The 25973-nt window shown below is 41.1% G+C and carries 21 protein-coding genes; 16 read left to right on the forward strand and 5 right to left on the reverse strand.

Annotated features, from left to right (window positions below):
• A partial coding sequence (locus B3Y13_RS09350; RefSeq protein WP_296694134.1) for a hypothetical protein occupies positions 1–194 on the forward strand: 194 nt, incomplete at its 5' end.
• An 18-nt stretch (positions 195–212) separates the two neighbouring features.
• Here the strand turns inward: B3Y13_RS09350 and dnaE are convergent.
• Positions 213–3926 carry a DNA polymerase III subunit alpha gene (gene dnaE, locus B3Y13_RS09355; protein ID WP_296668544.1) on the reverse strand — a complete coding sequence of 1238 codons (3714 nt, stop codon included), beginning with the start codon at positions 3924–3926 and terminating at the stop codon, positions 213–215.
• A gap of 242 nt (positions 3927–4168) precedes the next feature.
• On the opposite strand from dnaE, the gene B3Y13_RS09360 reads away from it, so the two are divergent.
• From B3Y13_RS09360 to aroA, 11 genes are all read left to right on the forward strand, one after another.
• Positions 4169–5605 (forward strand): SH3 domain-containing protein, encoded by a 1437-nt coding sequence (locus B3Y13_RS09360; RefSeq protein ID WP_296024339.1) that lies wholly within the window; start codon positions 4169–4171, stop codon positions 5603–5605.
• A gap of 13 nt (positions 5606–5618) precedes the next feature.
• The gene (locus B3Y13_RS09365; protein ID WP_296024337.1) at positions 5619–7574 is read left to right on the forward strand and encodes an ABC-F family ATP-binding cassette domain-containing protein; all 1956 of its coding nucleotides are present in this window, start codon (positions 5619–5621) and stop codon (positions 7572–7574) included.
• 114 nt (positions 7575–7688) lie between these two features.
• Positions 7689–9758, forward strand: coding sequence for a methyl-accepting chemotaxis protein (locus B3Y13_RS09370; protein WP_296694137.1), 2070 nt, complete (start codon positions 7689–7691; stop codon positions 9756–9758).
• A 210-nt stretch (positions 9759–9968) separates the two neighbouring features.
• Positions 9969–10952 carry a UDP-glucose 4-epimerase GalE gene (gene galE, locus B3Y13_RS09375; protein WP_296694139.1) on the forward strand — a complete coding sequence of 328 codons (984 nt, stop codon included), beginning with the start codon at positions 9969–9971 and terminating at the stop codon, positions 10950–10952.
• 346 nt (positions 10953–11298) lie between these two features.
• A complete protein-coding gene (locus tag B3Y13_RS09380; RefSeq protein WP_422664334.1) occupies positions 11299–12885 on the forward strand; it encodes a class I adenylate-forming enzyme family protein in 1587 nt (528 codons plus the stop codon).
• Between the two features lie 138 nt (positions 12886–13023).
• The gene (locus B3Y13_RS09385; protein ID WP_273066652.1) at positions 13024–13359 is read left to right on the forward strand and encodes a hypothetical protein; all 336 of its coding nucleotides are present in this window, start codon (positions 13024–13026) and stop codon (positions 13357–13359) included.
• A 20-nt stretch (positions 13360–13379) separates the two neighbouring features.
• Positions 13380–13964, forward strand: a complete 585-nt coding sequence (locus B3Y13_RS09390; RefSeq protein ID WP_296668538.1) for an RNA polymerase sigma factor — start codon at positions 13380–13382, stop codon at positions 13962–13964.
• Positions 13954–14409, forward strand: coding sequence for a hypothetical protein (locus B3Y13_RS09395; RefSeq protein WP_296694143.1), 456 nt, complete (start codon positions 13954–13956; stop codon positions 14407–14409). Before B3Y13_RS09390 ends, B3Y13_RS09395 begins: the two co-directional genes overlap by 11 nt.
• 145 nt (positions 14410–14554) lie before the next feature.
• Positions 14555–15796: a M20 family metallo-hydrolase gene (locus B3Y13_RS09400; protein WP_296694144.1), complete on the forward strand. Its 1242-nt coding sequence runs from the start codon at positions 14555–14557 to the stop codon at positions 15794–15796.
• 125 nt (positions 15797–15921) lie between these two features.
• Complete coding sequence (locus tag B3Y13_RS09405; RefSeq protein ID WP_296694147.1) at positions 15922–16992, forward strand: phospho-N-acetylmuramoyl-pentapeptide-transferase; 1071 nt, start codon at positions 15922–15924, stop codon at positions 16990–16992.
• A 3-nt stretch (positions 16993–16995) separates the two neighbouring features.
• A complete protein-coding gene (aroA, locus tag B3Y13_RS09410) occupies positions 16996–18366 on the forward strand; it encodes a 3-phosphoshikimate 1-carboxyvinyltransferase (protein ID WP_296024311.1) in 1371 nt (456 codons plus the stop codon).
• Between the two features lie 175 nt (positions 18367–18541).
• On the opposite strand, the gene B3Y13_RS09415 is transcribed toward aroA, so the two are convergent.
• Entirely contained in the window at positions 18542–19642 is a 1101-nt protein-coding gene (locus tag B3Y13_RS09415) for an aminotransferase class IV (protein ID WP_296024309.1), read from the reverse strand.
• Positions 19643–20092: 450 nt separating this feature from the next.
• Here B3Y13_RS09415 and ychF point away from each other — a divergent pair, with 450 nt between their 5' ends.
• Both ychF and B3Y13_RS09425 read left to right on the forward strand, forming a co-directional pair.
• Complete coding sequence (ychF, locus tag B3Y13_RS09420) at positions 20093–21223, forward strand: redox-regulated ATPase YchF (protein WP_296694150.1); 1131 nt, start codon at positions 20093–20095, stop codon at positions 21221–21223.
• Between the two features lie 77 nt (positions 21224–21300).
• Positions 21301–22680, forward strand: coding sequence for an MATE family efflux transporter (locus B3Y13_RS09425; protein WP_296694153.1), 1380 nt, complete (start codon positions 21301–21303; stop codon positions 22678–22680).
• Positions 22681–22892: 212 nt separating this feature from the next.
• Here B3Y13_RS09425 and B3Y13_RS09430 read toward each other — a convergent pair whose 3' ends face one another.
• Positions 22893–23405, reverse strand: a complete 513-nt coding sequence (locus tag B3Y13_RS09430; RefSeq protein WP_296694158.1) for a GNAT family N-acetyltransferase — start codon at positions 23403–23405, stop codon at positions 22893–22895.
• An 81-nt stretch (positions 23406–23486) separates the two neighbouring features.
• On the opposite strand from B3Y13_RS09430, the gene B3Y13_RS09435 reads away from it, so the two are divergent.
• Both B3Y13_RS09435 and B3Y13_RS09440 read left to right on the forward strand, forming a co-directional pair.
• The gene (locus tag B3Y13_RS09435; protein WP_296668530.1) at positions 23487–23975 is read left to right on the forward strand and encodes a prolyl-tRNA synthetase associated domain-containing protein; all 489 of its coding nucleotides are present in this window, start codon (positions 23487–23489) and stop codon (positions 23973–23975) included.
• 42 nt (positions 23976–24017) lie between these two features.
• Positions 24018–24467 carry a GNAT family N-acetyltransferase gene (locus B3Y13_RS09440; RefSeq protein WP_296694160.1) on the forward strand — a complete coding sequence of 150 codons (450 nt, stop codon included), beginning with the start codon at positions 24018–24020 and terminating at the stop codon, positions 24465–24467.
• 317 nt (positions 24468–24784) lie between these two features.
• On the opposite strand, the gene B3Y13_RS09445 is transcribed toward B3Y13_RS09440, so the two are convergent.
• Complete coding sequence (locus tag B3Y13_RS09445; RefSeq protein ID WP_296694164.1) at positions 24785–25240, reverse strand: GNAT family N-acetyltransferase; 456 nt, start codon at positions 25238–25240, stop codon at positions 24785–24787.
• 184 nt (positions 25241–25424) lie between these two features.
• Positions 25425–25964 (reverse strand): DUF4143 domain-containing protein, encoded by a 540-nt coding sequence (locus B3Y13_RS09930; RefSeq protein ID WP_422664335.1) that lies wholly within the window; start codon positions 25962–25964, stop codon positions 25425–25427.
• Positions 25965–25973 lie beyond the last annotated feature (9 nt).

Raw genomic sequence — 25973 nt, forward strand, 5'->3', positions numbered from 1 at the left:
TTTGCAACGCAAACTTTTTAAAGATAAAAACAGACGCAATTTTCGGCTGTTTTTATCTTATTTCTACCTTCAAAATCGCTACGGATGGCGAAATACCCTGCCGTTCTCTCCAAATTTGCGTCAGGGGGTGGAGCCATGCCGAAGGCAGTGCGAAGCACCGCGCGCAGCAAGTGGCGGAACATCCGACGGCGTAAGCCGGGACGCCCGAATTTTTAGAAAAGCCACGCGTCTTTTACGAACGACATTGATTTTACTTTTTCCAAAAATTCGTTTGTGCCCGGGGCGGAAAGTTGTGTGTTTGCTTTTATTGTATAAGAACTTTCGCCTGCATTTATATGAAAATATACTGAACAACTGCCAGAATTTCCAAATAAAAACTCTTTTAAATTGAAAATTTGCTGCTCTTCCTTAAACCCGTCGTCCAGCTGAATGTGGATTTCCTGAATTGCACGGTTTTTGAGCATTTCTGGGTCTTCGAGGGCTTCGATTATAAACGATGGTTCTTCCCGGTCTGGCCTTGTGTCGAGCCGTCCGCGGAATGCATAGACTTTGTCGTTTTCGATTTTTGAAGACAGCTGTTCCCAGATTTTTGAAAAAAATGTTAAATCGATTGTGCCTGTATAATCCTGCAATTTTGCAAATGCCATTGTTGTTTGGTTTTTTGTGATGATTGAGCGCAGTTCTGTAATCATTCCAATCGCAACGTATTCTTTTTCGGTGTTTTTGAGCTGCCACGGTTTTGCGCCGGATTCGATTGCCGCTGCGTGCTGGCTTTTTGCGGCCTTTGATTCGCGGATTATATTCTGTGAGTTGAGTGTCGCTTTTTCGCAGGCTTTCTGGTAGTCATCGAGAGGATGTCCGGAAACGTAACAGCCAATGAGTTCTTTTTCCATATTTAGTTTTTCCATTTTTGTTGAATCTGGAATTGCTTCAAATTTGTAGTCGGCAAATTCTTTTTCGCCTGTGTTTTCAAAAAGGCTGATTTGTCCGTCGCTTCCTCCGGAAACTTTTTTTTCGGTATATGCCCAGGCAGAGTCGAGGTTTGCAATGAGGGTCGGACGGTTTTGGTCGAGGTTGTCGAATCCTCCGCATTTTATTAAAACTTCGACAGCTTTTTTGTTGATGGCAAGTTTTTCGCCTTTTTTCTGACCGCTTTCTTCGTCGATAATGTCTTCTTTTACGGTTATCATTCGTTCAAGAAAGTCCATGAAGGTTTTGAACGGACCGTTCTGGGTGCGTTCTTTTACGATTGCATTTGCGGCTGAGTTTCCCATGCCTTTTATTCCGCGGAATCCAAAGACGATGTGCCCGTCTACAACATCGAAATTTGAGTCTGAGCGGTTTACGTCTGGCGGATCAACTTGAAGCCCCATCCTTCGTGCTTCTGCAATGTAGACTGGAAGTCCGTCTGTCGATGTGATTTCGTTTGTAAGGTTCGCCGCCATAAATTCTGCCGGGCAATTTGCCTTTAGCCAGCCTGTTCTGTATGCGAGAACTGAATATGCCGCCGCATGAGATTTGTTAAATCCGTAGCCTGCAAACGGAACCATTATGTCGAAAATTTCGTCGGCGTGTTCTTTTGTAAAGCCTTGTTTTATTGCTCCTTCTTCAAATTCAACTTTTTTTCCCATCATAACTTCAGGTTTCTTTTTTCCCATGGCACGACGGAGCATATCTGCGCCGCCGAGCGAGAACCCCGCAATTCTCTGCGAAACCTGCATAATTTGCTCCTGATAAACCATAACGCCGTAAGTTTCTTTCAAAATCGGCTCAAGGCAAGGGTCAGGATAGTGAATTGTTTCCGGCTTCCATTTTCCGTCTATGTAGTTTGGAATAAACTGCAGTGGACCCGGACGGTAGAGCGCGTTTAATGCTACAAGGTCTTCGATTTTTTCCGGCTGGAATTGGCGCAGAATTTTTTGCATTCCAGGAGATTCAAACTGGAATACTGCAACCGAGTCGCCACGTTTAAAAAGATCGAATGTTTTTTTGTCGGTTTCGCTTACTTCTGCACAGATAAATTTTTTTTCGCCAGGCTTTTTGTGCTTGTTGATGATGTCTTCTGCGTAGCGTATGAGCGAAAGTGTTTTGAGTCCAAGATAGTCGAATTTTACAAGTCCGCAAGGCTCTATAATGTCCATTGTGTATTGAACGCCGACTTCGCCCGTTTTTGAATCTTTAAAAACCGGTGCCCAGTTTGGAAGAGCGGTCAAGCCGATTACCATTCCCGAAGCGTGCAGGCCTGTGTTTCGTTTGCAGCCTTCGAGTTTTAGCGCGAGATCGAAGAGTTTTTCGTAACGAGGATCGTGGCGGAATTCTGCAAGCTGTCCTCCGTCCGGAAATTTTTCATTAGGAGGGTCAAAGCAGTTTTTGAGTTTTGCCTTTAAGTTTTCGGAAACCTTCGACTTAAGCATATTTACTTCTGCAAGAGAAATTCCAAGCGTGCGTCCAACATCGGCAATGCAGTTTTTTGGTTTTAATGTTCCAAAAGTAACAATGTGTCCAACCTGCGGATCGCCGTACAAATCGCGTGTATGCTGGATTATATCCTGCCTGTAGTCGAAATCCATATCAACGTCAAAATCCGGCATTGAAACGCGTTCAGGATTCAAAAATCGTTCAAAAATCAGTTTAAAACGGAAAGGGTCAATGTCCGTAATTCCAAGCGAATAGGCAACAAGAGAGCCTGCTCCCGAACCTCGTCCCGGTCCAATCGGAATATACGGTTTTTCGCGGTTGTTTACATTGTCCCATGTTGATTTTGACCAGTTGATAAATTCCCATACTATTAAAAAGTAGCCCGAAAAACCCATTTTAAAAATAATTCCAAGTTCGTATTCGGCGCGTTGGCGGATTGTCGGCGTAATTTTCGGATACCGTTTTCTCAAACCTTCTTCTACAAGATGACGCATGTAATCGTCCTGGTTTTTTGTGTATTCGTCGCCATGCGTCTGGAATTCTTTTGGAAGCTCAAACCGCGGAAGACATTCTTTTAATTCCTGCGTTTTATACTGTTTAATAGTCAAATTGCACATATTCGCAATTTTTACTGTATTTTCGTAGGCATCGGGGCAGTCTGGAAAAAGCTGTCGCATTTCCTGTTCTGTCTTAAAATACCATTCGTGTTTTTCAGCGCCCATTGTCTGGTGCGGTTCGTTCATATTTTTCTTAAAGCCAATGCATCGCAGACAGTCCTGAGCTTCCCAGTCTTCTTTTTCGATATAGTGAATATCGTTTGTAACGACGAGCGGAATATCGAGTTTTCGCGCCATTGCAATCAGCATTTTATTGACAGTTTTCTGGTCTTCAAGACCGTGATCCTGCAATTCAATGTAGTAATGGTCAGGACCAAAGAGATTTTTGTATTTTAAGGCGAGTTCTTCGGCTTCGCTTTCCCTGCCCGCAAGAAGCAGCTGCGGCAATTCTCCGGCAATGCAGGCAGAACAGCAGATTAAACCTTCGTGATATTTTTCTAAAAGTTCAAAGTCGATTCTTGGTTTTCCGTAATAAAGTCCTTCCTGATAAGCAATCGACGAAAGCCAGCTCAAATTTTCGTAGCCTTTCTGGTTTTTGCACAAAAGAATCAGGTGAAAATAGTGAGCCTGCCGGTCTCCGTCCTCTCCTTTGTGCGAATAAGGAACATCGTTTTTTTCGAGATGGCTTCCGTATGCAACGTAAAATTCTTCGCCGACAATTGGATTTATGCCGTTTACATGGCAGAGTTTTTCAAAATTGAGCGCACCGAACATATTTCCGTGGTCAGTCAGCGCAAGTGCCGGCATATTAAGGCGTTTTGCCTTTGCAACAAGGTCGTCAAGTTTTGCACAGCTGTCCAAAAGCGAATAATCCGAGTGAACGTGCAGATGAACAAAATTCGCCGGTGGAGTTCCTTCCGGGGCTGCCTCAAAAACGTGATAATCTGCCATAATTCCTCCCAAAAACAGAGCACAATCGGAACAAAAAATTCCAGCATTTAGAAATGGCTTGATTTTATCATTTTTTTCGTAATTTGGGCACTACCCGCTTGTGCGGGCCGCTACGTTCCAGGTTCCGCTTACGCTCCATTTCCAAATAAATTTGGAAACGCTCCGCGCCTTGCACATCGCTAGTGCAGGCCAGAACTGTCAGGGCTTTAAATTCAAAAAAAATTGTGGGATAATTCAACACTATGAATAAAAAAATCGTATTTTTATTGTCGGGACTTTTAAATTTAATTCTTTTTACTGGTTGTGGAAAACTCGGCTACTCACTTGTTCTTTGGAATAACCCGGAAGCTGGAGTCCACGAAGGACAGATTGTAAAAGTTTATGTAAAATCAAACATTTCCCATTCTTATATCATTATGGGACTTGAAAATACACACAAAGTCGAAATTCCTCTCTGGCAGATTTCCGAGCCTCAGAGCAAGTCAAAAACCGAAAAACTTGCTGCCCGCTATTCCAATTACGAACATACTTATGCAAACGTAAAACTCGACGGACTTCCGATTCGCTCTGGAACAGAAAACGGCTCAAAACAGGTTTACCGTCTTCGCAAAAACGAAGTAATCCGTGTTTTGTATCAGGGAAAAGGCGTAAAACCTACAAACGGCCATGGAGAGCTTCCCGGCGAATGGCTCCGCGTTTTAACCGGAACTGGAACTGAAGGCTGGTGCTATTCATACAATCTCAATCTTTTTGAACGCACAGAAAACCAGATTGCTGTAAAAACCGAAGTAGAAGAAGAAAAAATCGACGAAGAGCTTACAGCCGCTTTTTCAAAAAAATGGTATCCAGAAGAATATAAATCAATGCTTTCGAGCGGCCGTCTGGATTTGTCAAAAATGGACGAAAGTTTTGGATTTGATTTTGGACAGGTTGAATGGAAATATCCGGAAAAATCACCGGAAGAGCCTTCAGATTTGCCTTTGGACGAAAATCCGGGCGAACAGATGGAAGTGGAAATTCCGGAAAAAATTCCTGTTCCAAAAGTTGCAAAAGAAGGCGAAACTTTAACTTTTACAGCAACCCTGCGCACAGAAAACCTCGACAAAAAGTGGACTTATACAAAAATCAAAAAGAACGAGGACGGCGCGTATCAGCTCGATGGCCACGGAATTTACATCACTTTAATCGGAAAAAATTCGCTTACCGTTCAATATATGGACACTGACGGAAAACTTAAAAGCGAGAATTTTATTGCGCTTTCTCAAAATGTTCAGGCTGCAATCGAAACAGAAATTGAAAGACGAAATCTTGAAATTAAGAGTTTTGTGGATGAAGGTCCTGTCTATCACAGTTCAAACTACGGAACAATTATTTTTAGCGAAGACAATACTGCTGTCTGGAACAATTTTAAGCTGCTTGTTCCAGGCGTAATTTCGAACAGTGCGCATGGAAATATAAAAGTTTCTGTCAAATATTATTTGAGCAATCAGTTAAAGAAAGAATTTGACGGAATTTTGACATTCTCGTTTGAAGGAATGGACGAAGATGTAAGTTTTTTCTATAAAAAAGATCCGGAAGGCTTGCGTCTTGAAGATGCAAAAAAAGCGACAGTCCGCGGAAATCTTGTTACGGCCCGTGGCTCTTCTCCTCTTGTTATGTACTTTAGCAAAAATCACTAATTTGGAAAAATAAATGGCATTTGTTCAGTTTTCTCAGGTTTCCCTTGCTTTTGGAGACCGTGATATTTTAAAAAATGTTTCTGTGAACTTGCAGGCAGGCTCAAAAGTCGCTCTTACTGGAGCAAACGGAAGCGGAAAATCCACGCTCATAAAAGTTATGGCAGGCCTTGTTCAGCCAGACGGCGGTCAGCGCGTTGCGCAAAAAGACGCCAGAATTGCATATCTTCCTCAGAGCGGACTTACTCACCACGGTTGTTCTCTGCGTGAAGAAGCAGACAAGGCTTTTGGTTTTGGATATGAGCTTCAGGCCGAAATGGAAAAAATCGGCGACAAACTAAAAAACGGCGAAGGAAACGAAAAACTCCTTTTGGAACGGCACGATGCTATTTTGACCGAGCTTGAAGAAAGCGGATGGAATCGCCGTCAGGTTATGGCGGAGCAGGTTTTGGCAGGTCTTGGTTTTAGCCGCGAAGATTTAGATAAAAATTGTGAAGAATTTTCCGGCGGCTGGCAGATGCGCATTGCGCTTGGGAAAGCTTTGATGGTAAATCCAGATATTCTGCTTTTAGACGAGCCTACAAACTATCTTGATATTGAAGCCCGTGGCTGGCTGGAAAAATTCTTAGACAACTACAAAGGCGGATTTTTGCTTGTAAGCCATGACCGTTATTTTTTGGACCATACCGTAAACGAAGTTTATGAACTTTTTAACGGCGAATTAAAGCGTTATCCTGGAAATTACACTCACTACGAAAAAGTGCGCGAAATCGAACTCGAAACTTTAATTCGCGAATACGAAAAGCAGCAGGCAGAAATTGCGCACCTTCAGGAATTTATAAATCGCTTCGGTGTTCAGGCGACGAAGGCGGCTCAGGCACAGGAACGTCAGAAAATGCTCGATAAAATTCTCGAAAAACAGATTGTAATTCCTGAAAGCCTGAAAAAAATTCATTTTAAATTTCCTCCAGCCCCGCATTCTGGACGGCTGGTTGCAACACTTTCAAAAATTACAAAATCTTACGACGGAGAACACAATGTTCTTCAAAATTTGGATTTGGTTCTCGAAAACGGTGAGCGTTTGGTTGTTGCCGGACATAACGGCGCTGGAAAATCAACTCTCTTGCGAATAATAGCCGGAGAGGATTCTAATTTTTCGGGCGAAGTAAAACTTGGAAGCGGAGTAAAAATCGGATATTTTAGCCAGGACAATGCCGAAACGCTAAAGGGCAGCGCATCTGTTCTGGATACTGTAGAAAGCGAAGCTCCTTTGGAACTTATTCCCAAAATTCGCGATATGCTCGGTGCCTTTTTGTTTCGGGGAGACGATGTCCATAAAAGTCTTGATGTTCTTTCTGGCGGCGAAAAAGCGCGCGTTGCACTTTTAAAGCTTCTTCTTCGTCCTGTAAATTTTTTGATTTTGGACGAACCTACAAACCACTTGGACATGCATTCAAAAGATGTCCTTCTTGATGCTCTGAAAGATTTTGGCGGAACTGTTATCTTTGTAAGCCATGACCGCGGATTTATCGAGAATTTAAGCACTCGTGTTCTTGAATTAAAACCGGGGCAGTTCAGGCTGTTTCCTGGCGATTACAAATATTATATGGAGCGTCTTGAGCGCGAAGCCAGCGGTGAATTTTCTCAAAACGATGAACTAAAATCTTCTGCTCAGCCGGAAAAATTTTCTCAAAAAGAAGAAAAAACAGAAACAAAACGTTCGTGGGAAGAGCAAAAAAAAATTGAATCGGAAAGGCGCCGTGCCGAAAAAAACGTAAAAAATCTTGAAGAACAGATTTTAAAGCTTGAAGAAGAAAAATCTGCCCAGGAAGCGCAAATGGCAAAGCCGGAAGTCTATGCAAATGGTGAAAAAGCAAAATCCGTTCAGAAAAAAATCGATGAACTTGCAGAAAAGCTCGAAGAATTGAATCTTCAGTGGATGGAAGCGGCCGAAGCTCTGGAAAAATTTTAATTAGTTCGGAAGAAGATTAACAAAAAACAAACTGAAGACAAAAAACATAAAAAAATCTGACAGAATTTTTTTTATGGATTAAAATATTTCTATAGTCTAAATGGGGAGTTTTTTATGAAAAAAAGTTGTTCTTCAGTTTTTAAATGTTTAATTTTTTGTTTGCTTGTGATTTTTGCCGTTTTTTTTGTTGTTGCTGGAACAAGATTTGTTTTCTTTTCGAAAACAGAATCGTCTTTAATGCAGGTTGCCAGAATCAAAGAATTGGAGTTTTCTTCCAATCTTGACGGTCAGCTTTTGCTCGCAACTCAAATGGCAAAATCGCCTTTAATTTCTGCTTATATGGAAAATCCTTCTGACCGAGAACTTTCTGAACGTGCTGCCGAAGAAATTCATTCTTATCAGGAAATGTTTAAGGGAAAAAATTCATTTTCTATTTCTGACAACGACCTGCTTTATTATTCTAACGGAAAGGTTCTTTACACTCTTGATAAATCCGATCCTGCAAATTCATGGTTTCCGACTTGCCTTGAATTAAAAGACGACTACACTTTTATGGTGAGTTACGACATTGCGCTTAAAAAATCCATGCTTTGGGTTGATGCGATTGTGCGCGACAGTTTTGGCAAAGGAATTGGCCTTGTCGGAACTGGAGTTGACCTTTCTGACTTTGTCGATATGATGTATCAAAATCTCGAACACAAGTATCAAATGTTTTTTTACAATAAAAACGGAGAAATTACAGGCGCTGCCGACACAAAACTTTTGGAAAACAAGACGAAAATTTCAGAAACGGTTCCTGCGCTTGACCAAAAGTATATGTTTTCGACAGGCGAGCTTTTTTTTAAGAGCAGGAGCGGAGCGTTTGTTGTAGCGCCTATTCCGTCGGTTGACTGGCAAATGGCGCTTTTTGTTCCGTATAATTTAAAAACTGCGTTGCCATGTGCAGCTTTTCCTGTTGCAATTGTCTTGATTTTTGCGCTTGCTCTTTGGGGGTTGATGACAGCAAGGCACTTTTTGCTGCCGCTTAGAGCGTTGAATAAGGCTGTTGGAGATTTTGCTTCTAGCGATGCTGATTTGACAAAAAGACTTCATTCAAGCGAGTCTGGTGTAAAATCTAAATTGATTTTGGATATAGAGAACGGATTTAATGTTTTTGTCGGAAAACTTCAGCAAATGGTTTTAAACCTCAAGAATTCAAAAGATGAGCTTAGCCGTGCTCTCGAAATTCTGCGTGCTTCAATCCGGGGAATTGTAAAATCTATTGAAGAAATTAACCGTCATATCGGAGCTGTTGAGGCTTCGATAAACGAACAGGGTTCGAGCGTAGACGAAACTTCGGAAACCGTTGAGCAAATTTCTTTAAAAATAAGCTCTCTCGGAAAAATGATTTTGCAGCAAAACGAAGGCGTGACAAATGCCGGTTCTTGTATTTCGCAAATGATTGAAAATATCGATGCTGTAAATGATTCTGTTTCAAACCTTTCTCAGGCTTTTGTAAATCTTGAGACAAATGCAGGAAAAGGACTTGAAAAACACAAGCAGATGAATTCAAAAATTGCAGAAATTCAGACGCAGTCTGGAAAACTTTTGGACGCAAACCAAATAATTTCGTCGATTGCAAGCCAGACAAACCTTTTGGCAATGAATGCAGCCATCGAAGCGGCGCATGCGGGCGAGGCTGGAAAAGGTTTTTCTGTTGTTTCCGATGAAATCAGAAAACTTTCGGAAACTTCTTCCGGACAGTCAAAAGTTATTGGCGAGCAGTTGCGCGCAATTGGAGATTTGATTTCGGAAATTGTTTTTGTTTCTGGCGATTCTGAAAATGCGTTTAATTCGGTTTTTGAAAATATTCATAAAACGGATGGATTTGTAAAATCGATAAATTCAACTATGGAAGTGCAGAAGCAAGGTTCAAGCCAGATAAGCGAAACTTTGGCTTTGTTAAAAGAAAGCTCCGATTCTGTAAAGAATGCGTCTGCCGAAACTGAGGAAAACAACCGCACTATTTTGTCAGAAACTAGAACTTTGCAGGAAAGCGCTGCAAAAATGCGCCAGCTTGTGAGCGAAATGGCCGGTTTTGCAAGCTCAATAACTCTGGAAGCCGAAAAATTGAACGGACTTTCGGACGGAGTTGGCTCTTCTCTTGAAAAAATCAATGAGGAAGTTGAACTTTTTAAGGTTTAGATTTTTGTTAAAAAACTTTTCTGCACTTGCTAGCGTTCTTTTTTGGTTTTATACTATTTTGAAAAAAAATGCGGTAGCGCTGGTAGCCCCGAAGTTGTTTTGTGGCGGTTGCGATTTGTCGAAACTGCCACAAAACAATGAAGCGTAAGCGGAAGGGCGGACATAGCGACGGCGAAAGCCGGACCGCCGAAAAAAATTACGGAGACAAAAATGAAAGTTTTGGTTATTGGCGGAGCCGGTTATATTGGTTCGCACGTTGTAAAACAGTTGATGAAGAATGGGCACAAAGTTACGGTTTTTGATAACCTTTCTTCGGGATTGCGGCAGAATCTTTTTAAGGAAAATGATTTTATTTACGGAAATATTCTGATTGAACGCGATTTGGATAAGGCTTTTGAGCAAGGGTTTGACGCTTTTATTCATCTTGCGGCTTTTAAGGCTGCCGGCGAGTCTATGGTTGAGCCGGAAAAATATTCAATTAACAACCTGAACGGAACTATCAATATTTTAAATTCGGCAGTAAAGCATAACTGCAAGTATATGGTTTTTTCTTCGAGCGCGGCGGTTTTTGGAGAGCCAAAGTATCTTCCGATTGATGAAGCTCATCCGAAAAATCCTGAAAACTACTACGGATTTACAAAATTAAATATTGAAGAAATTATGGCCTGGTATGACAAGCTCCGCGGTTTGAAATTTGCGGCTCTTCGTTATTTTAACGCTGCGGGTTATGATCCTGAAGGTTTTCCGTGCGGACTTGAACAAAATCCTGCCAATCTTTTGCCTGTTATTATGGAAACTGCCTGCGGAATGCGTCCAAAAATGAAAGTTTTTGGTTCTGACTACGATACGCGCGATGGAACTTGTATCCGTGATTATGTTCACGTAACGGATTTGGCGGCAGCCCACGTAAAAGCGCTTGATTATATTTCTAAAAACAACGAAAGTCTGATTTGTAATCTTGGAAGCGAAACTGGGGTTTCTGTAAAGGAAATGCTTGAAGAAGCAAGAAAAATCACCGGAAAAGAAATTCCTGCTGATTTTGTAGAACGCCGTCCTGGAGATCCTGCAGAGCTTGTTGCGACTTCTGCTTACGCAAGAGAAAAACTTGGCTGGGAGCCTGAATATTCCGACATTCATACCTTGCTGGACTCAACCTGGAAAGCATATCTAGCAAACGGAAAATTAAAAAATTAGCTGAAAAACAAAGCGGAAAATGGTTGAAGCCACGAAGAAAAAGAAAGCGAGTCAAAATTGTCCTAAGAGCAAAGCGACGGCACGGATTTTGAGCAGTGTTTTTTTTGTCGAGGCTTCAACACTTTTAAGAAAATGATTTTTTTTGAGAAAGATTTTTAGAGAGAATTTTTTTTTAATTTTTAACAAAGTCCGCAACTTTTTTCTTTTTTTTGTGTCTATTTAAAGGAAACGTATTTATGTGCGTAATTTATGATTTATAAGGACACAAAATTCAATGGCAACAACTTATGATGATTCAATGTTCCGGGATACTTTTGAACACGAATATACTTGGCTTAACGGTTTTATGCGAAATGTCCGCAGATTTTCTAAAAGACCGGCAATAATTGATCCTGATACAGACCGCAGCTGGAATTATAAACAGCTTAATGTTGAAGCAAACCGCCTTGCAAATGCCTTAAAAAAAATTGGAATAAAAAAAGACGATGTTGTTATGGGCGCTCTTCGAAATTCTCCAGAATTTGCCTTTATGTACACAGGCCCTCGTAAAATCGGGGCAATTTTTCTTGCGACAAATTTTAACCTTGCAAGCGGCGAAATGGCGCTTTTGATAAATCATAACAAGCCAAAAGTGGTGGTTTATTCTGCGAACGTTGTAAAAATGATGGAAGAAGCTGCAAAAATCTGCCTTTGGAAGCCAAGCCTTTTTATTATGGCGGACAATATTGAAGGCGTTGATTTGCCAAAAGGTCATATTTCGTACGAATCTTTTGTAGAAAATGCTGATATTGATGAGCCAAAAATTGATTTTAGGCCGCACATCTATGACGAAGTTTTGCGCCTTTGTACGAGCGGAACAACAAGTCTTCCAAAATTTGTTCCTGTAAACGATATTAACGAAGTTCTTTCTGCTCACGATGTTATCATGCATTATCCGATGAATCCTCATGATGTTACTTTGAATATGACGCCGTGGTTTCATAGAGGAGGCTGCCATTCTGGCGGTGTATGTCCTGTTTTTTATGCAGGAGCCGCCGCTGTCATNNGTTCGTTTAGGCCTCAAACTTCGCTAGACTGGTGTTCAAAATACAAAATTACATTTATGATGGGCGCTCCTGCAAATCTAGAAATGCTTACCCGTGCTCAGGAAAAAAGTCCTCGTGATATTTCCAGTTTGCGTGGAATTGTAACAATGGGAGCTCCTTTGAGCCGTGCTGACTGCATTCGTTTTAGAACAGTCCTGACAGAAAATATTTTTAACGGCTATGGAACTACAGAAACTTTCTGGAATTCATTTTTGCGTCCGTATAATCTTCCTGATGGCGCAGGTTCTGTTGGCGGAAGCTGCACAGACGACGAGGTTAGGGTTGTCCGCCTGCCTGCTGACGGGTCGAAGGCTGAGCCAGACGATTTGGTTCCTACAGACAGCGAAACAGAAGGTGAAATTATAATCCATTCACCGGCAAAATCAACTTATTCCTATTATCACAATGAAGAAATGACAAAAGAAAAGTTTTACAAGGGCTGGATGTATACAGGCGATACTGGTGTTTGGAACGATGATTGGGTTGTGACGGTAAAAGGACGCAAAGACGATATGATGGTTGTTTCGGGCGAGAATATTTATCCGACACAGATTGAAGAAGCGATTATGGAAAATGAAAAAGTAAAAGACTGTATTGTAACATCTGTTCCTGACAAGGTGCGCGGACAGTCAGTTTGTGCCTATGTGATTGCAGATGATCCATCTCTTACTGTAAAAGAGTTGAATGAATTTTGCGCAGGAAGTAAAATGCTCAGTAAATACAAGAGACCGCGGTATTTTGCAATCGTAGAAAAAATTCCTCTTACAGCGACTGGAAAAAAACAGCATGCAAAAATAAAGGCTCAGGCCGAAAAAGATTTGGAAGATGGAATTCTTGTGCGTGAATAAGGTGGCATGATAAAAAATACATCCTTGTAATTTTTATCNNTATCATTGCAGTTTGTTCAAGTGTTGCTTTTACAAACTGTGATTCTAGCCGTCCGTGGATTGCTACTAGCGCGGAGTTTTTAGAAGGAGGCGTAAAATATGGAAGAAAAAATTATAAGCAGCGCAGCTCAGGTTATTATTGCGATTACTCCGATTGTTGGAATTGCAATTGGCGGTGTCGTGGTGTTTTTTTCGCTGCTTTGGCATCATTTGGAAGTGCGCAGACAGATTTTGAGCGGAACTTACAAACGCGAAAAATTTAATTTAAAAGCGTATTCACTTTTAATTGGCCTTTTGCTGACCGGAATTGGTTTTATGCTGACTGTGGTTTTTGCCTTGCTTGGCGGGATTTCCATATCTCTGCTAGGCGGATTGATTCCTTTTTCGATTGGAATTTGCGCAATAATTTTTTATAAGGTGAACGACTGGGAATAAATTAAAAAATAGTCATATTCATGGCAGGAAAAACTCTTAACGGCATTGAAAGATTACTCATAAATAAGCGTGATGAATTTTTAATAAAAGAAACTTTGAGCGGAAACGAAAAGGCTTTTCAGACGCTTATAAAACTGTATAAAAAAAGAGTTGTCGCGCTTGGAATGAGTTTTTTTAGAAATTCTGATGATACTGACGACTTTGTGCAGGAAGTTTTTGTTAAGGTTTATATGAATCTTTCAAAATTTAACTACAGGTCGAGTTTTGCCACTTGGATTACAAAAATTGCATATAATTCTGCTGTAAATTCGGTTACGCGCCGGCAGGAATATGTTCCGCTTGCAAACGAAGAAATGCTGCAGTCAAAAGCTCTCAATCCTGAAGAAGAAGAAATCCGGAAAACCACACTTGATACGATCAGAGAATGTGTTTTGTCTTTGCCGGAAAATTACGGCAGGTGTGTGGAAATGTATTTTTTCCATGGATTAAAATATGAGGAAATTTCTGAAATTACGGGTTTCCCTGTAAATACAATAAAATCTTACATATTCCGTTCAAAAAAACTTATGGCGGACAACCTGCGAGGTGTAATTTATGAACAGTAAAAAATGTGAAAAAGTGATGAATTCTTTTTTTGAGCTCGACAAAGGCGAACGCCTGGAATTGCACGATTCTTTGCATTTGATTTTTTGTAAAGAATGCCGTACAAAAGTAAGAGTTCTTTCAAAAGCAGAAAAAATTGTTCAAATGCCGCTTTTTCAGAAGTCGGAAGCGCAGGATTCTGATTTGAGTTCTGCAATAAAAAGAACAAACCCTTCTTGGATGGAAAATTTAAAGCCTGTTTCGATGGTAAGATGGGTTTTGAGTGGTTTTTTGATGATTTTGCTTTTTGTGCTTTCGGGCATTTTTCTTGAAAAAAATCAGAATCCGGACTACTTAATCTGGTTTTACGTGATTGTCGGAGCGGTTGTAACGGCATATTGCGGAGCTTTTATGGCGATAAATATGGATTTTTTTATAAAAAAGATTGATACAAGTTCTCTTGCGTAAAATGGCGCCGGATAGCAGAGGCCGCAAAAGCGGGTGCAAAGCACCGAAGGCGCGTTAGACGCCGTAGCCTCGGATAGCCGTTAGTGCAAAAGTTGCGCGCGGCAAAAACTAATGAAAAACTATTTTTTTGTGCTAGGATATTTTTATGAATGAAAATTTTGAACTTTTAAAAGAAAATCTTGAAAAAACAAGGCCTGAAATTATTGAATTGCAGACGCTTTTGTCGTCGATTCCAGCTATGGCTCCTGAAAGCGGTGGTGACGGCGAGTCGAAAAAATGCGTCGCCCTTAAAAAGTGGCTTATTGGACGCGGTTTTAAAGAAAATCAGTTTAAACAGTTTGACGCTCCTGATCCGCGTGTTTCTTCTGGAGTTCGGCCGAACCTTATGCTTACGATTCCTGGAAAAAAAGAGCAGTCGATTTTTGTAATGGCCCACATGGACGTTGTTCCGCCTGGAAATCTTTCGTTGTGGCATTCTGATCCTTGGAAAGTTGTTTATGACGAAAAAAATGACAAAATTACCGGCCGCGGCGTTGAAGACAACCAGCAGGGGCTCGTGAGCGGTGTTCTTGCGGCTCTTGAGCTTCTTAAAAACAACATTGTGCCTGAATATACCGTAAAATTGTTTTTTATGGCTGACGAAGAATTTGGTTCTGAATATGGAATGAAATTTCTTTTGAAAGAACATCTCGATCTTTTTAAGAGAGATGATTTGATTTTGATTCCTGATGGCGGAGATCCGGAAGGGAAAACAATTGAGGTTGCGGAAAAAAATATTCTCTGGCTGCGTCTTCATACGATTGGTTTGCAAAGCCACGGTTCAATGCCTCAAAAAGGAAAAAATGCGCACCTTGCTGCCTGCGAGCTTGCATTACGCTTAAATGACCTCGAAAACTTCTTTGATGCGGAAGATGAACTTTTTTCTCCGTCAAAATCGACATTCCAGCCGACAAAAAAAGAAACCAACGTTGATACGGTAAATATTATTCCGGGCGATGATGTTTTTTATATGGATTGCAGAATTTTGCCTTGCTACACTTTGGACGTGGTTCGTGCGGAAATAAAAAAGCGCGTTGGCGAAATTGAAGAAAAATATGGCGTAAAGGTTGAAATTAGCGAACCGCAAAAATGTCAGTCGCCGGCAACTCCTGTGGATGCTCCTGTTGTTGAAAAATTAAAGCAGGCGATTATGGACGCACATGGAAAAGAGGCTGTTCCAATCGGTATTGGGGGCGGAACTGTTGGCGCAGAATTGCGCAATTTTGGTTTTAATGCGGCAATTTGGTCTACGATTGATGAAGTTTGCCACCAGCCTGACGAATACAGTTGCTTGCACAACACGATTGCAGATGCGCAGACTCTTTGCGCCCTGTTCTTGCAGAAATAAGAATTGCAAAAAATGAGGCTTAAAACGGCAAAAGCAAATAAAAAAATTGCAAAAAAATCTGAAACAGTGTCAAATCAGTGTTAAATCTTGTAGAATTGAAGTGTCTGCGGTAGAATAAAAACATTATGCTTTATACTATTGGCGGTCTTTTGAACCGATATTTTGGACCTGCACGTCTTTTGCAGTCGTACACAGTTCTTATTGTTTTGTCACTTTATACAGGTTTTTTGCTTGTTCGTTATTTGATGCCGCATTTTTATACTTATATGCCTCACGACCGTGGCCGCGAGTTTACAGTGAGTGCTGAAGCGGCAAAAGGCAAGCCGACTGGAGTCGGAGTATTTTTTATTACGGTCTTTGTTTTGCTCAGTCTGATTTTTGTTCCAATGGACTGGTTTAAAGCCTGTGCTCTTGGTTTGACTTGGCTTATGATGTTGACAGGTTTTCTCGATGACCGCAGCGTTGCAAGCTGGGGAGAATACCGCAAAGCTGTTCTTGATTTAGTGATTTCCGTTGCACTTTCTGTTTTAATGGCTGTTTATCTTATTCAGCAAAGTTCCGATGGAAAAATTTATTTTTGGCTTCCGTTTTTTACTCACAGAATTTTTGTTTATCCGTGGGTTTTTGTTCTTATTTCCACGGTAATGATTTGGACTTCTGTAAACACAACTAACTGCACGGACGGAGTTGACGGACTTAGTTCAACTCTTGTTTTGATTGCGCTTTTAACACTTGGCGTAATTTTTTATTTTATTCTTGGACACAAAGACATTGCGGCTTATCTTTTGGTTCCTCATTTTGCGCAGGGAGCGAGCTGGGCGGTTATGACGTTCTGTTTGGCTGGCGTTTTGATGGGGTATCTTTGGCACAATGCTTTTCCTAGCAAGTGTCTTATGGGAGATGCAGGAAGCCGCGCTTTAGGTTTTTATATTGGAATTTGCGTAATGCTCAGTGGAAACCCGTTCATGATTTTTGCAACTTCGACAATTATTTTTATAAACGGCGGAATGGGATTGATGAAAGTCTTTTTGAAAAGATTCTTTCATATTAGTATTTTTTCAAAAATTCGATTTCCTTTGCACGACCACATGCGCGTAAACCACGGCTGGTCGCCGACTCAGGTTTTAATCAAATTTATGATGCTTCAACTTTTGATTACGCTTGCCGTTGTAGGAATTATATTTAAGGTCAGATAAAAAATGAATATTAGAGCTTCAAAACATAATCTTTCTGGAAAAATTACAGTTCCAGGTTCAAAATCGCATACAATTCGTGCGCTTATCCTTGCAACTCTTGCAGACGGAGAATCTGTAATTAGAAATCCACTTCCGAGCGCAGACTGTCTTTCTACGGCGGCGGCAGTTCCTCTGATTGGCTCAAGTGTTGAATTAAATCTTTCTGAAGAGGGTGAGCCAGGAACTCGCTGGCTTGTAAAAGGGGCTGGAAAAAACATTCATCTTCCGAGCGATATTGTGAATGTAGGAAATTCTGGCTCACTTTTGTATTTTTTATCTCCAATTGCCGCAACTTTTGAAGGAATTAGTATTTTTACTGGCGATGAGTCAATCCGAAAAAGGCCAGTTGCTCACGTTGTTGACGCTTTGAACCAGCTTGGAGCAAGGGCAGAAATGGCAATTCCCGGGCACAACGGGTGTCCTCTTGTCGTAAAAGGTCCGGTTTGTTCCGGTGTTGTAAAAACAGAAGGCGAAGTTTCTAGCCAGTATATTTCTGGACTTATGATGGCAGGAATTTTAATGGACGGAAAACTTACTTTGGAACTTTCCAATCCAAAAGAAACTCCGTATCTTGCAATGACGCAAAAATGGCTCGAAAAAGTTGGAGTCCCGTGTTTAATTTCGGATGATTTTAAAAAGATTGAAGTAAATGGACCAAAAAACTTAAAGTCTTTTGACGTTACGATTCCTAGCGACTGGGAAGGTGTTGCTTATCCGTTGATTGCGGCTCTTATGACTGATTCTAAAATTACAATCGAAAATGTTGATTCGAGCGGAACTCAAGGCGATGATGCAATTGTTGAAATTTTAAAATCAATCGGAGCGGATATTGAATGGGACAAAGAGAAAAATGCTTTGACAGTCTGTGGCGGAAAATACGCGAAAAACGGACATGGAAAACTTTCGGCAAAATCTCTTCCAAACGGCGAGCTTCATGTAAATATGAATTCGTTTCCGGATGCGGTTTGCGCTCTTGCCGCGATTGCAACAAAAGTTGAAGGCACAGTTGTGCTTGAAGATGCGGCAGTTTGCCGCCGAAAAGAAACTGATCGTCTTAAAGTTTTGAATATTGAACTTTCAAAATTGGGAGCAAATATTGAAGAAAAAGAGGATTCTCTTATAATTCACGGCGGAACAAAATTGCACGGCGAAACGGTTGAAAGCTATAAAGACCATAGAATGGCAATGTCTCTGGCCTGTCTTGCGCTTGCTCTTCCTGCTGGAGAAAAAATGATAATAAAGGACGCGGAATGTTGTTCTGTAAGTTTTCCGCACTTTTTTGAATTGATGAATAATCTTGGCGCAGAATTTTTGAATTTAAGCGTTAAGGATTGAAGCGGTGCCGAAGGCAAACAAATGCGAAGCATTTGGTCGGAGGCGAAAGCCGTAGCCGCGCAAAGCCTGACCGGTTGCCTGCGGCCGGGAACGCCCTTTTATATAAAAAAATGGCTGTCAGAAATCGAATGTATTTTTCTGACAGCCATTTTTATTTTAAAAACGAAAAATCAAACTATTTGTTGCCTGGAATTACGACTGTGTTCCAGTGGTTTGGATCTTCGAGAGAGCCGTACTGGCGTCCTTTTAATTCGTGCTGGAGTTCTTTTGCAACTGGACCAAAGCCTTCGCCAAATACTGTTTTTTTGCCGTTCAAATCGGTGATTGATGACATCGGGCTGATTCCGGCCGCTGTTCCTGTTACGAAACATTCAACTGCTTTTTTCTGAACTTCTTTTACAGAAATAGGGCGTTCTTCTACTTTGTAGCCTTTTTCTTTTGCAAGAACAATTACTGATTTTCGTGTGATTCCTGGCAAAATTGTGTCGCCGAGCTCAGGTGTAACGATTGTCTTGTCTTTGAGAACAAAGAAAATGTTGCAGCTTGAGCCTTCCTGGAAGTATTTGTGATGAACTGCATCGAGGTAAACACATTCAACAAAGCCTGCCTGTTCGGCTTCTTTTTTTGCAAGCGCAGAAATTACGTAGTTTGAAGCGCACTTGATGTAGCCTGTTCCATGTGGAGTCGCGCGAATGCGGTTTGTAATAACTGCCCCGTCAAGACCTTTTTTGAAATATGCAGAAACTGTTGTTGCGCAGATTACGACATAAGGTTGTTTTGAACAGCCGACACCGATTGCGCCTTCAGAATTCATAAACGGACGCATGTAGATTGAATCTGCGTCTGCGTAGTCGGTTTTTTCCCAATCAGGATTATATTTTGGAACATATCCGAGGGCTGCGTTGCGTTTTACAAATTCAACCGAAGCTTTTACATACTGTTCTACAGGAAAAGCCGGGCAGTAAAGACCTTTCATGGAATTGTTAAAGCGTTTTCCGTTTTCTTCTGGACGGAAAATTGCAACTCCGCCGTCTTTTGTTGGAAAGCCTTTCATTCCTTCAAAACAGCTGTATGCGTACTGAGAAGTGTAAGAAACAGAAGGAAGTCCCATTTGATTGCGTTTGTCCAAAACTGCTTTGCGGTCAGCTTCCGACATTGCCATCAATTCGTCATAAGTTACTTTGTCGCTTTCGAGCCATTCTTCGTCCCATTTTTCAGTTTCAGGATTGTAGCGCGCAATGTAAGTAACTGGATAAAGGTTTAAAGCAAATGCCATTTATTTTTCCTCCACCAGGTGCGATAAAAATCGTATCTGTAAATGTTTTCTTATAAGAATATTACTTTTTTAATTATATGTAAATAAATTAAGGTAGGCTAAAGATTTTATTTAGGGCGAATGTCGAATTTTGAAAAAAAACAGTTTACAAACCTAGGATTATCAGGGCAAGCCTGATAATGACAGTAAAATTTAAAACTCGAAATTGAACCTATTTAAAATTTTTTTGGCGGAAGTTTTGTTATGTTAAAAATAAAAAGCGCTCCGGAGATTTTTAATGATTTTATGCTGTTTTTTTGCATATTTTTTTCGCAGTTGTGCATTTTTTAAAATAAGAGTAAGATTTAGACGGTTTTTTGAGCGAAAACTTGTTTTTTTGCAGTTGCTTTGAATTAGTTTTTCGAAATAACTCTATTTTGCTCGCAAATAAAAATTTAAGGAAACATAAAAATGAAATTAACTTGTGGAATTGTCGGTCTTCCAAATGTCGGAAAATCTACTATTTTTTCTGCTCTTACACGTGCTCCAGCAGAAGCAGCAAATTATCCTTTTTGTACAATCGAACCGAATCACGGCGTTGTTGAACTTCCTGACGAGCGTCTGGATTTTATGGCTGGCATTTTTCAGCCGAAAAAGAAAATTCCTGCAGCTGTTGAATTTGTAGATATTGCCGGACTTATTAAAGGCGCTTCAAACGGCGAAGGCTTGGGAAACCAGTTTCTTGCAAATATCCGCGAAACTTCGGTAATCGCGCATGTTGTTCGTTGTTTTGACAATCCTGATATTCAGCATGTTCGCGAAGATGCAAAAACCGATGCTCCGATTGACCCTGAGAGCGATATTCTTACTATTAATTATGAACTTTGCCAGGCTGATATAGACACAATTACAAAACGCGAAGACAAGGTTACACGTCAAATTCGCGCAATGGGAAAGGCGGAAGAAAAAAAATTTGCCGGTTATCGCAGTGCCGTAGATAAAATTTTGCCTTTGCTTCAGGAAGGAAAATGCGCCCGTCAGGCAAATTTGACAGATGATGAGCTTGAAGGAATTTATGATCTTCATCTTCTTACGATAAAACCTCAGCTTTTTGTCTGCAATATTGATGAAGATACGATTGCAGAAGGCACAAATAAATATGTTGAAGCTGTAAAAAAAGTTGCCGCAGAAGAAAAAAGTGAAGTAATCGTAATCTGCGGAAAATTTGAAAGCGACCTTGTAGACATTGATACTCCGGAAGACAGAAAAGAATTTATGGACAGCGTTGGATTGAAGGAATCAGGTCTTACAGTTCTTGCCCGCGCGGCTTATCATTTAATGGGACTTCGTACATTCTTTACCGGTGGCGCAGACGAATGTCGTGCCTGGACAATTCATAACGGAGACAAGGCTCCTCAGGCCGCTGGCGTAATTCACACTGATTTTGAAAAAGGCTTTATTAAAGCAGAAGTTTATTCCGTAGAAGACCTTAAAAAATACGGTTCAGAAGCAGAAATAAAATCTGCCGGAAAATATCGGCAGGAAGGAAAAGATTATGTCGTTCAGGACGGCGATGTAATGTTCTTTAAATTTAACGTATAACAAAATATCATTATAAAACTTGCTAAAATCCCGATCTTTGTTCGGGATTTTTTTTATGTTTGTGATAGACTTTTTTTATGCAATCTTCTTTAAAAAACAAAAACAGCGATTCTGCTTTGGGAATGGACGGAATTTCACGTCTTATGCTGAGGCTTGCGCTTCCTTCGGTGCTTGCTTATCTAATTAACGTTCTTTACAACATTGTTGACCGAATTTATATTGGCCATATTTCTTCTGGAGGCGCAGAGTCATCTCTTGCTCTGACTGGACTTGGAATTTGCCTTCCTATAATTCAGCTGGTGTCGGCTTTTAGCGCTTTTGCAGGAACTGGAGGAGCGCCTCTTGCTGCTATTGAGCTTGGAAAAACTGAGTTTGACCCTTCTGCAAAAAAAACAGCTCAGAAAATTTTAGGAAATGCGGCTTTTATGCTGATTATTTTTTCTGTTGTTTTGACTTTGTTTTTTATGGTTTTTAAAACGCCTGTTTTGACCTTTTTTGGAGCGAGTGAAAAAACTTTGCCTTTTGCGGACGATTATCTTTCGTTTTATCTTTTGGGAACGATTTTTGTTCAGCTCTCGGTTGGCTTAAATCCGTTTATAACTTGCCAGGGACATGCCAAAACTGCAATGATTTCGATTTTGATTGGTGCAGTTTTGAATATCATTCTTGATCCGATTTTTATTTTTGCGCTCGGAATGGGGGTTAAAGGAGCTGCTTTTGCCACGGTTATTTCGCAATGCGTGAGCGCCGTTTGGATTGTGTCGTTTTTGTGTTCAAAAAAGTCTGAAATTCGCCTGAATTTTGCTATTTTAAAACCAAAATTTGCGATTATAAAAAAAATCAGTTCACTCGGAACGTCTCCTTTTGTGATGCAAGCTACGGAAAGTGCGATTTTTGTAGTTTTTAATTCTGGACTGCAGCGTTATGGCGGCGACATTTACGTTGGAGCAATGACGATTATGCAGAGCGTGATGCAGATTATTTTTATTCCGACTCAGGGATTTGCAAACGGTGTGCAGCCGATAATTTCGTACAACTTTGGCGCAAAAAAATTTGAGCGCGTAAAAGAAGTTATCCGTAAAATGCTTCTTGTGAACGGAATTATTACAGTCTGCCTTGTTTTGAGCGCAAGTGTTTTTCCTGCAAAATTCGCTTCTCTTTTTACTTCGAGCGAGGAAATTCTACAGATTGAGCAAAAACTTCTTCCAGTTTATATTGCAGGACTTTGGCTTATGTGGATTCAGAATTCTGCGCAGACAACCTTTGTTGGAATTGGAAACGCAAAAGTGTCGGTTTTTATTGCCTGTCTAAGAAAAATAATTCTTTTGATTCCATTGGCTCTTGTTCTGCCAAAATTTTTTGGAGTTGAAGGAATATTTTTTGCTGAGCCGATTGCGACAACATGTTCTGCGCTTACGAGCACAGTGCTTTTGGTAATGGAATATCGGAAGATGTGAAAATATAAGAATTGGGTCAATTTCGAGTTTTGATAACGGGCGTTTCCCTCGCTCCGTTCGGGCCGGGCGTTCCAACCTTCGCTCACGCTCATTCTTCCGCTCCGCTTCGTGCGAACACTTCGTTCCGCTCCAGAACTTCGGGCTTCCATGCCCTAACGCATTGGCATTAGAATGCGCGCAAGTATACACGGCAAACATTATAAATGCGAGAATCAAGAAAGCTCTTTTTTCATCAGAAAATCAGTTTGCACATCATCGCCTAAAACAAAAGCATGCTCGCTGAATTTTCTAAAGCCTTTGTCTGTGTAGAATTTCTGGGCAGGAAAATTTTTCTCCCAAACGCCAAGCCAAATAAAAGAAACTTCAAGTTCTCTGGCCTTTTTTTCGGCAAGACTCATAAAAGCCGTTCCGATGCCAAGCCCTTTTGCTTCTTTCAATACATAAATCCGCTGAATTTCAAGCGAATTTTCAAAGCCGGATTCCGTCTCCGCATTTCCAGTGTTGATTTTCAAAACCCCGAGAGTTTTTTGGTTTTCCACTGCAAGAAAAGTTTCTGATTCTTCGTTCTCAAGCTCGGATTTAAGTTTTTGCTCGCTGTACGCCTCGTCCAAAAATTTTCTCATATTTTCTTCGGAATTCTGTTCCGAGAACGTCTCGTAAAAAGTCTGCCGATATATTTTCTGCAAATCAAGAACATCATCTAAACCGCATTTTTTTATTTTCATAGGAAGATTATAGCAAGAATTTTCCCGTCTGCCTGCTTCTGCAAATACAATCCCCAAAAATTCTGCTATAATTTTCAAATCATGACAAAACAGGAAACCTACGATTTTTTGGACGCGAAAAACATTGAATACGAAATCACCGAGCACAAGGCGGTTTTCAGCATGGACGAAATCTGCGACGTTGTGCTGCCTCACCCGGAATGTGATGCGAAAAATCTTTTTGTGCGCGACGACAAGAAACGCGAATATTTTCTGATTACAGTAAAAGGAAGCAAACGCGTTGACCTAAAAGAATTCCGTAAATCCCACGGAACCCGACCGCTCTCCTTTGCAAGCGCGGAAGACCTTATGAATTTTCTGAATCTTACACCTGGCTCTGTAACTCCGCTCGGACTTCTGAACGGCAGCGCGAACAAAGTGAAATTCTTTCTTGACAAGGATTTTCTTGAGCCGCCAGGGCTGATTGGAATCCATCCGAACGAAAACACAGCGACCGTCTGGCTAAAAACAGCCGACCTTCTCAAGTTGATAAAAGAAAACGGAAACGAAGTGGAACTTGCGGAACTGTGATTTGTCAGAAACGCAGTTCCGGGCAGAACATTGGAGGAAAATATGAAAATAATTCCGGCGGACAAAAACGATATTCCAGAGCTTTACGCGCTGCAGCTGCTCTCTTTTGAAAGCGAGGCTGAAATGATTGGAAGCCGCGATGTTCCGGCTCTTACAGAAACGGCGCAGGAAAATTCGGCTGACTTCTGCAACTGGAGAACGCTCAAGCTTGTAAATGACGGCGGAAAAATCATCGGCGCAATCCGCTATAAAGAAGAGAACGGAAAAATAAATGTCGGGCGGCTGATGGTTCACCCGGACTTCCGCCGAAAAGGATTTGCAAAGAGGCTTCTAGAAGAAATCGACAGGCTCTTTCCTTCCGCGCAAAAAGAATTGTACACTTGCTCAAAAAGCTGGACAAACATCGCCCTGTACACTCAGGCAGGATACAAGCCGTACAAGGAACAGACCGAGCCGACAGGGCTTTCATTCATATTTTTCAGGAAAGGATAAGAAAACTTGTTTTAGAAAACGGAAAATTTATGCTCCGCCCGGCGTGTCTTTTGTTCGCATTATCATAACGCTAGCTAAACTGACGCAATTTCTTGAAGCGTTGTTTTAACGTTCCGTGAACTGGCGTGATTTCGCAAAAGATTACGATAACGCACCGCAAACTGAAGCAATTTTGAAAAACGTTATGATGACGTTCGATGAATTGACGTAATTCCGTAAAACGTTATTTTGATTTTCCCTAACCGAACGCGCTTTCATTCAGCGTTATTTTAACGCTTGCTGAACTGGAGAACTTTCGCAAAACATTACGTGTTTTTTCACAATTTCATCCACGCAATCGGATAAGGATTTCCCTGCTCATCGGTCGCGCTTGTCTTGTAAGTCTTGAATCCCAGATGCTCGTAAAATCCTTTCGCATTCGGATTCTGCTCGTTCACGGTAACTTCTTCCGCCGAAAAATTTTCGATTCCATACTGAACAAGCATTTTGCCGAAACCTTTTCCGCGAGCGTCAGGCGAAAGAAAAAGCATCTCGATTTTTTTGCCTCCGATTCCCATAAATCCGAGCGGAGAATTTTCGTCTTTATCAAACAGAACCAAAAGCGTTTTAATGCCGCAAATTGCGCCCGGAACATACTCCTTGATTTTCAAGATTTCCTTTTCCGACAAAAATGTGTGAGTCGCCCGAACAGATTTTTCCCAAATCTCCAAAAGATTCTGCGCAAGTTCCGCCGAGCGTTCTGATTTTCTGATTTCTTCTATTAAGACTGTCATTTTTTTTATTTAAATTCCCTAAATTTCGAGTTTTATAATTTAATGTCATTATCGGGCTTGACCCGATAATCTATTGAAAATTTCCAACAGATTCCTGACCGAGTTTACTGCGTAAACATCGCAGTGTCGTAGCACGGGAATGACACTTAAATTANNTCTTATCAAAACTCGAAATTCGGGCCATTTAAATTCCCATAAGCCATTCAACTGCGTTTGTCCGCTTGATTCCGTCAAAGTCGGCGGTCGGGTCGTCGTCCAGCGTTAAAAGCAGCTTAGGATAGCTGTCGCGCACAAGCTGGAGAGGCCGGAGTTCCCTTTGAAGCGTGTTTTCATCCCTTACGCTCGCCGAAACTTGAATGTACGTGTTCCCTTCCTGATTTTGTGCGACGAAATCGATTTCCATGTCGCCGATTTTCCCGGCATAGACTTTGTAGCCTCGCCTGATAAGCTCAAGATAAACCACATTNNCTGTGTCGTTCGCTTTCTGCCCCAGAAGCAGGTAGCGCAGCCCTATGTCCACGGCATAATATTTTTCAAGAAGCTTAAGATACTGTTTGCCTTTCACGTCGTAGCGTTTTGCCTCGTAGACAATGTAGCAGTCTTGCAAAGCCGAGATGTATTTTTCGATTGTCTTTGAGTCGATTTTTCTTCCTGTCGAAAGCATTGTGTCTGCGATTTTCTTTGTCGAAACGGGACTTCCTGTGCTGTCAAAAATGAAGCGCACAACGCTTTC

Origin of the sequence: Treponema sp. UBA7567, assembly GCF_002476655.1 — a bacterium.
In the GTDB taxonomy this organism is placed as follows: domain Bacteria; phylum Spirochaetota; class Spirochaetia; order Treponematales; family Treponemataceae; genus Treponema_D.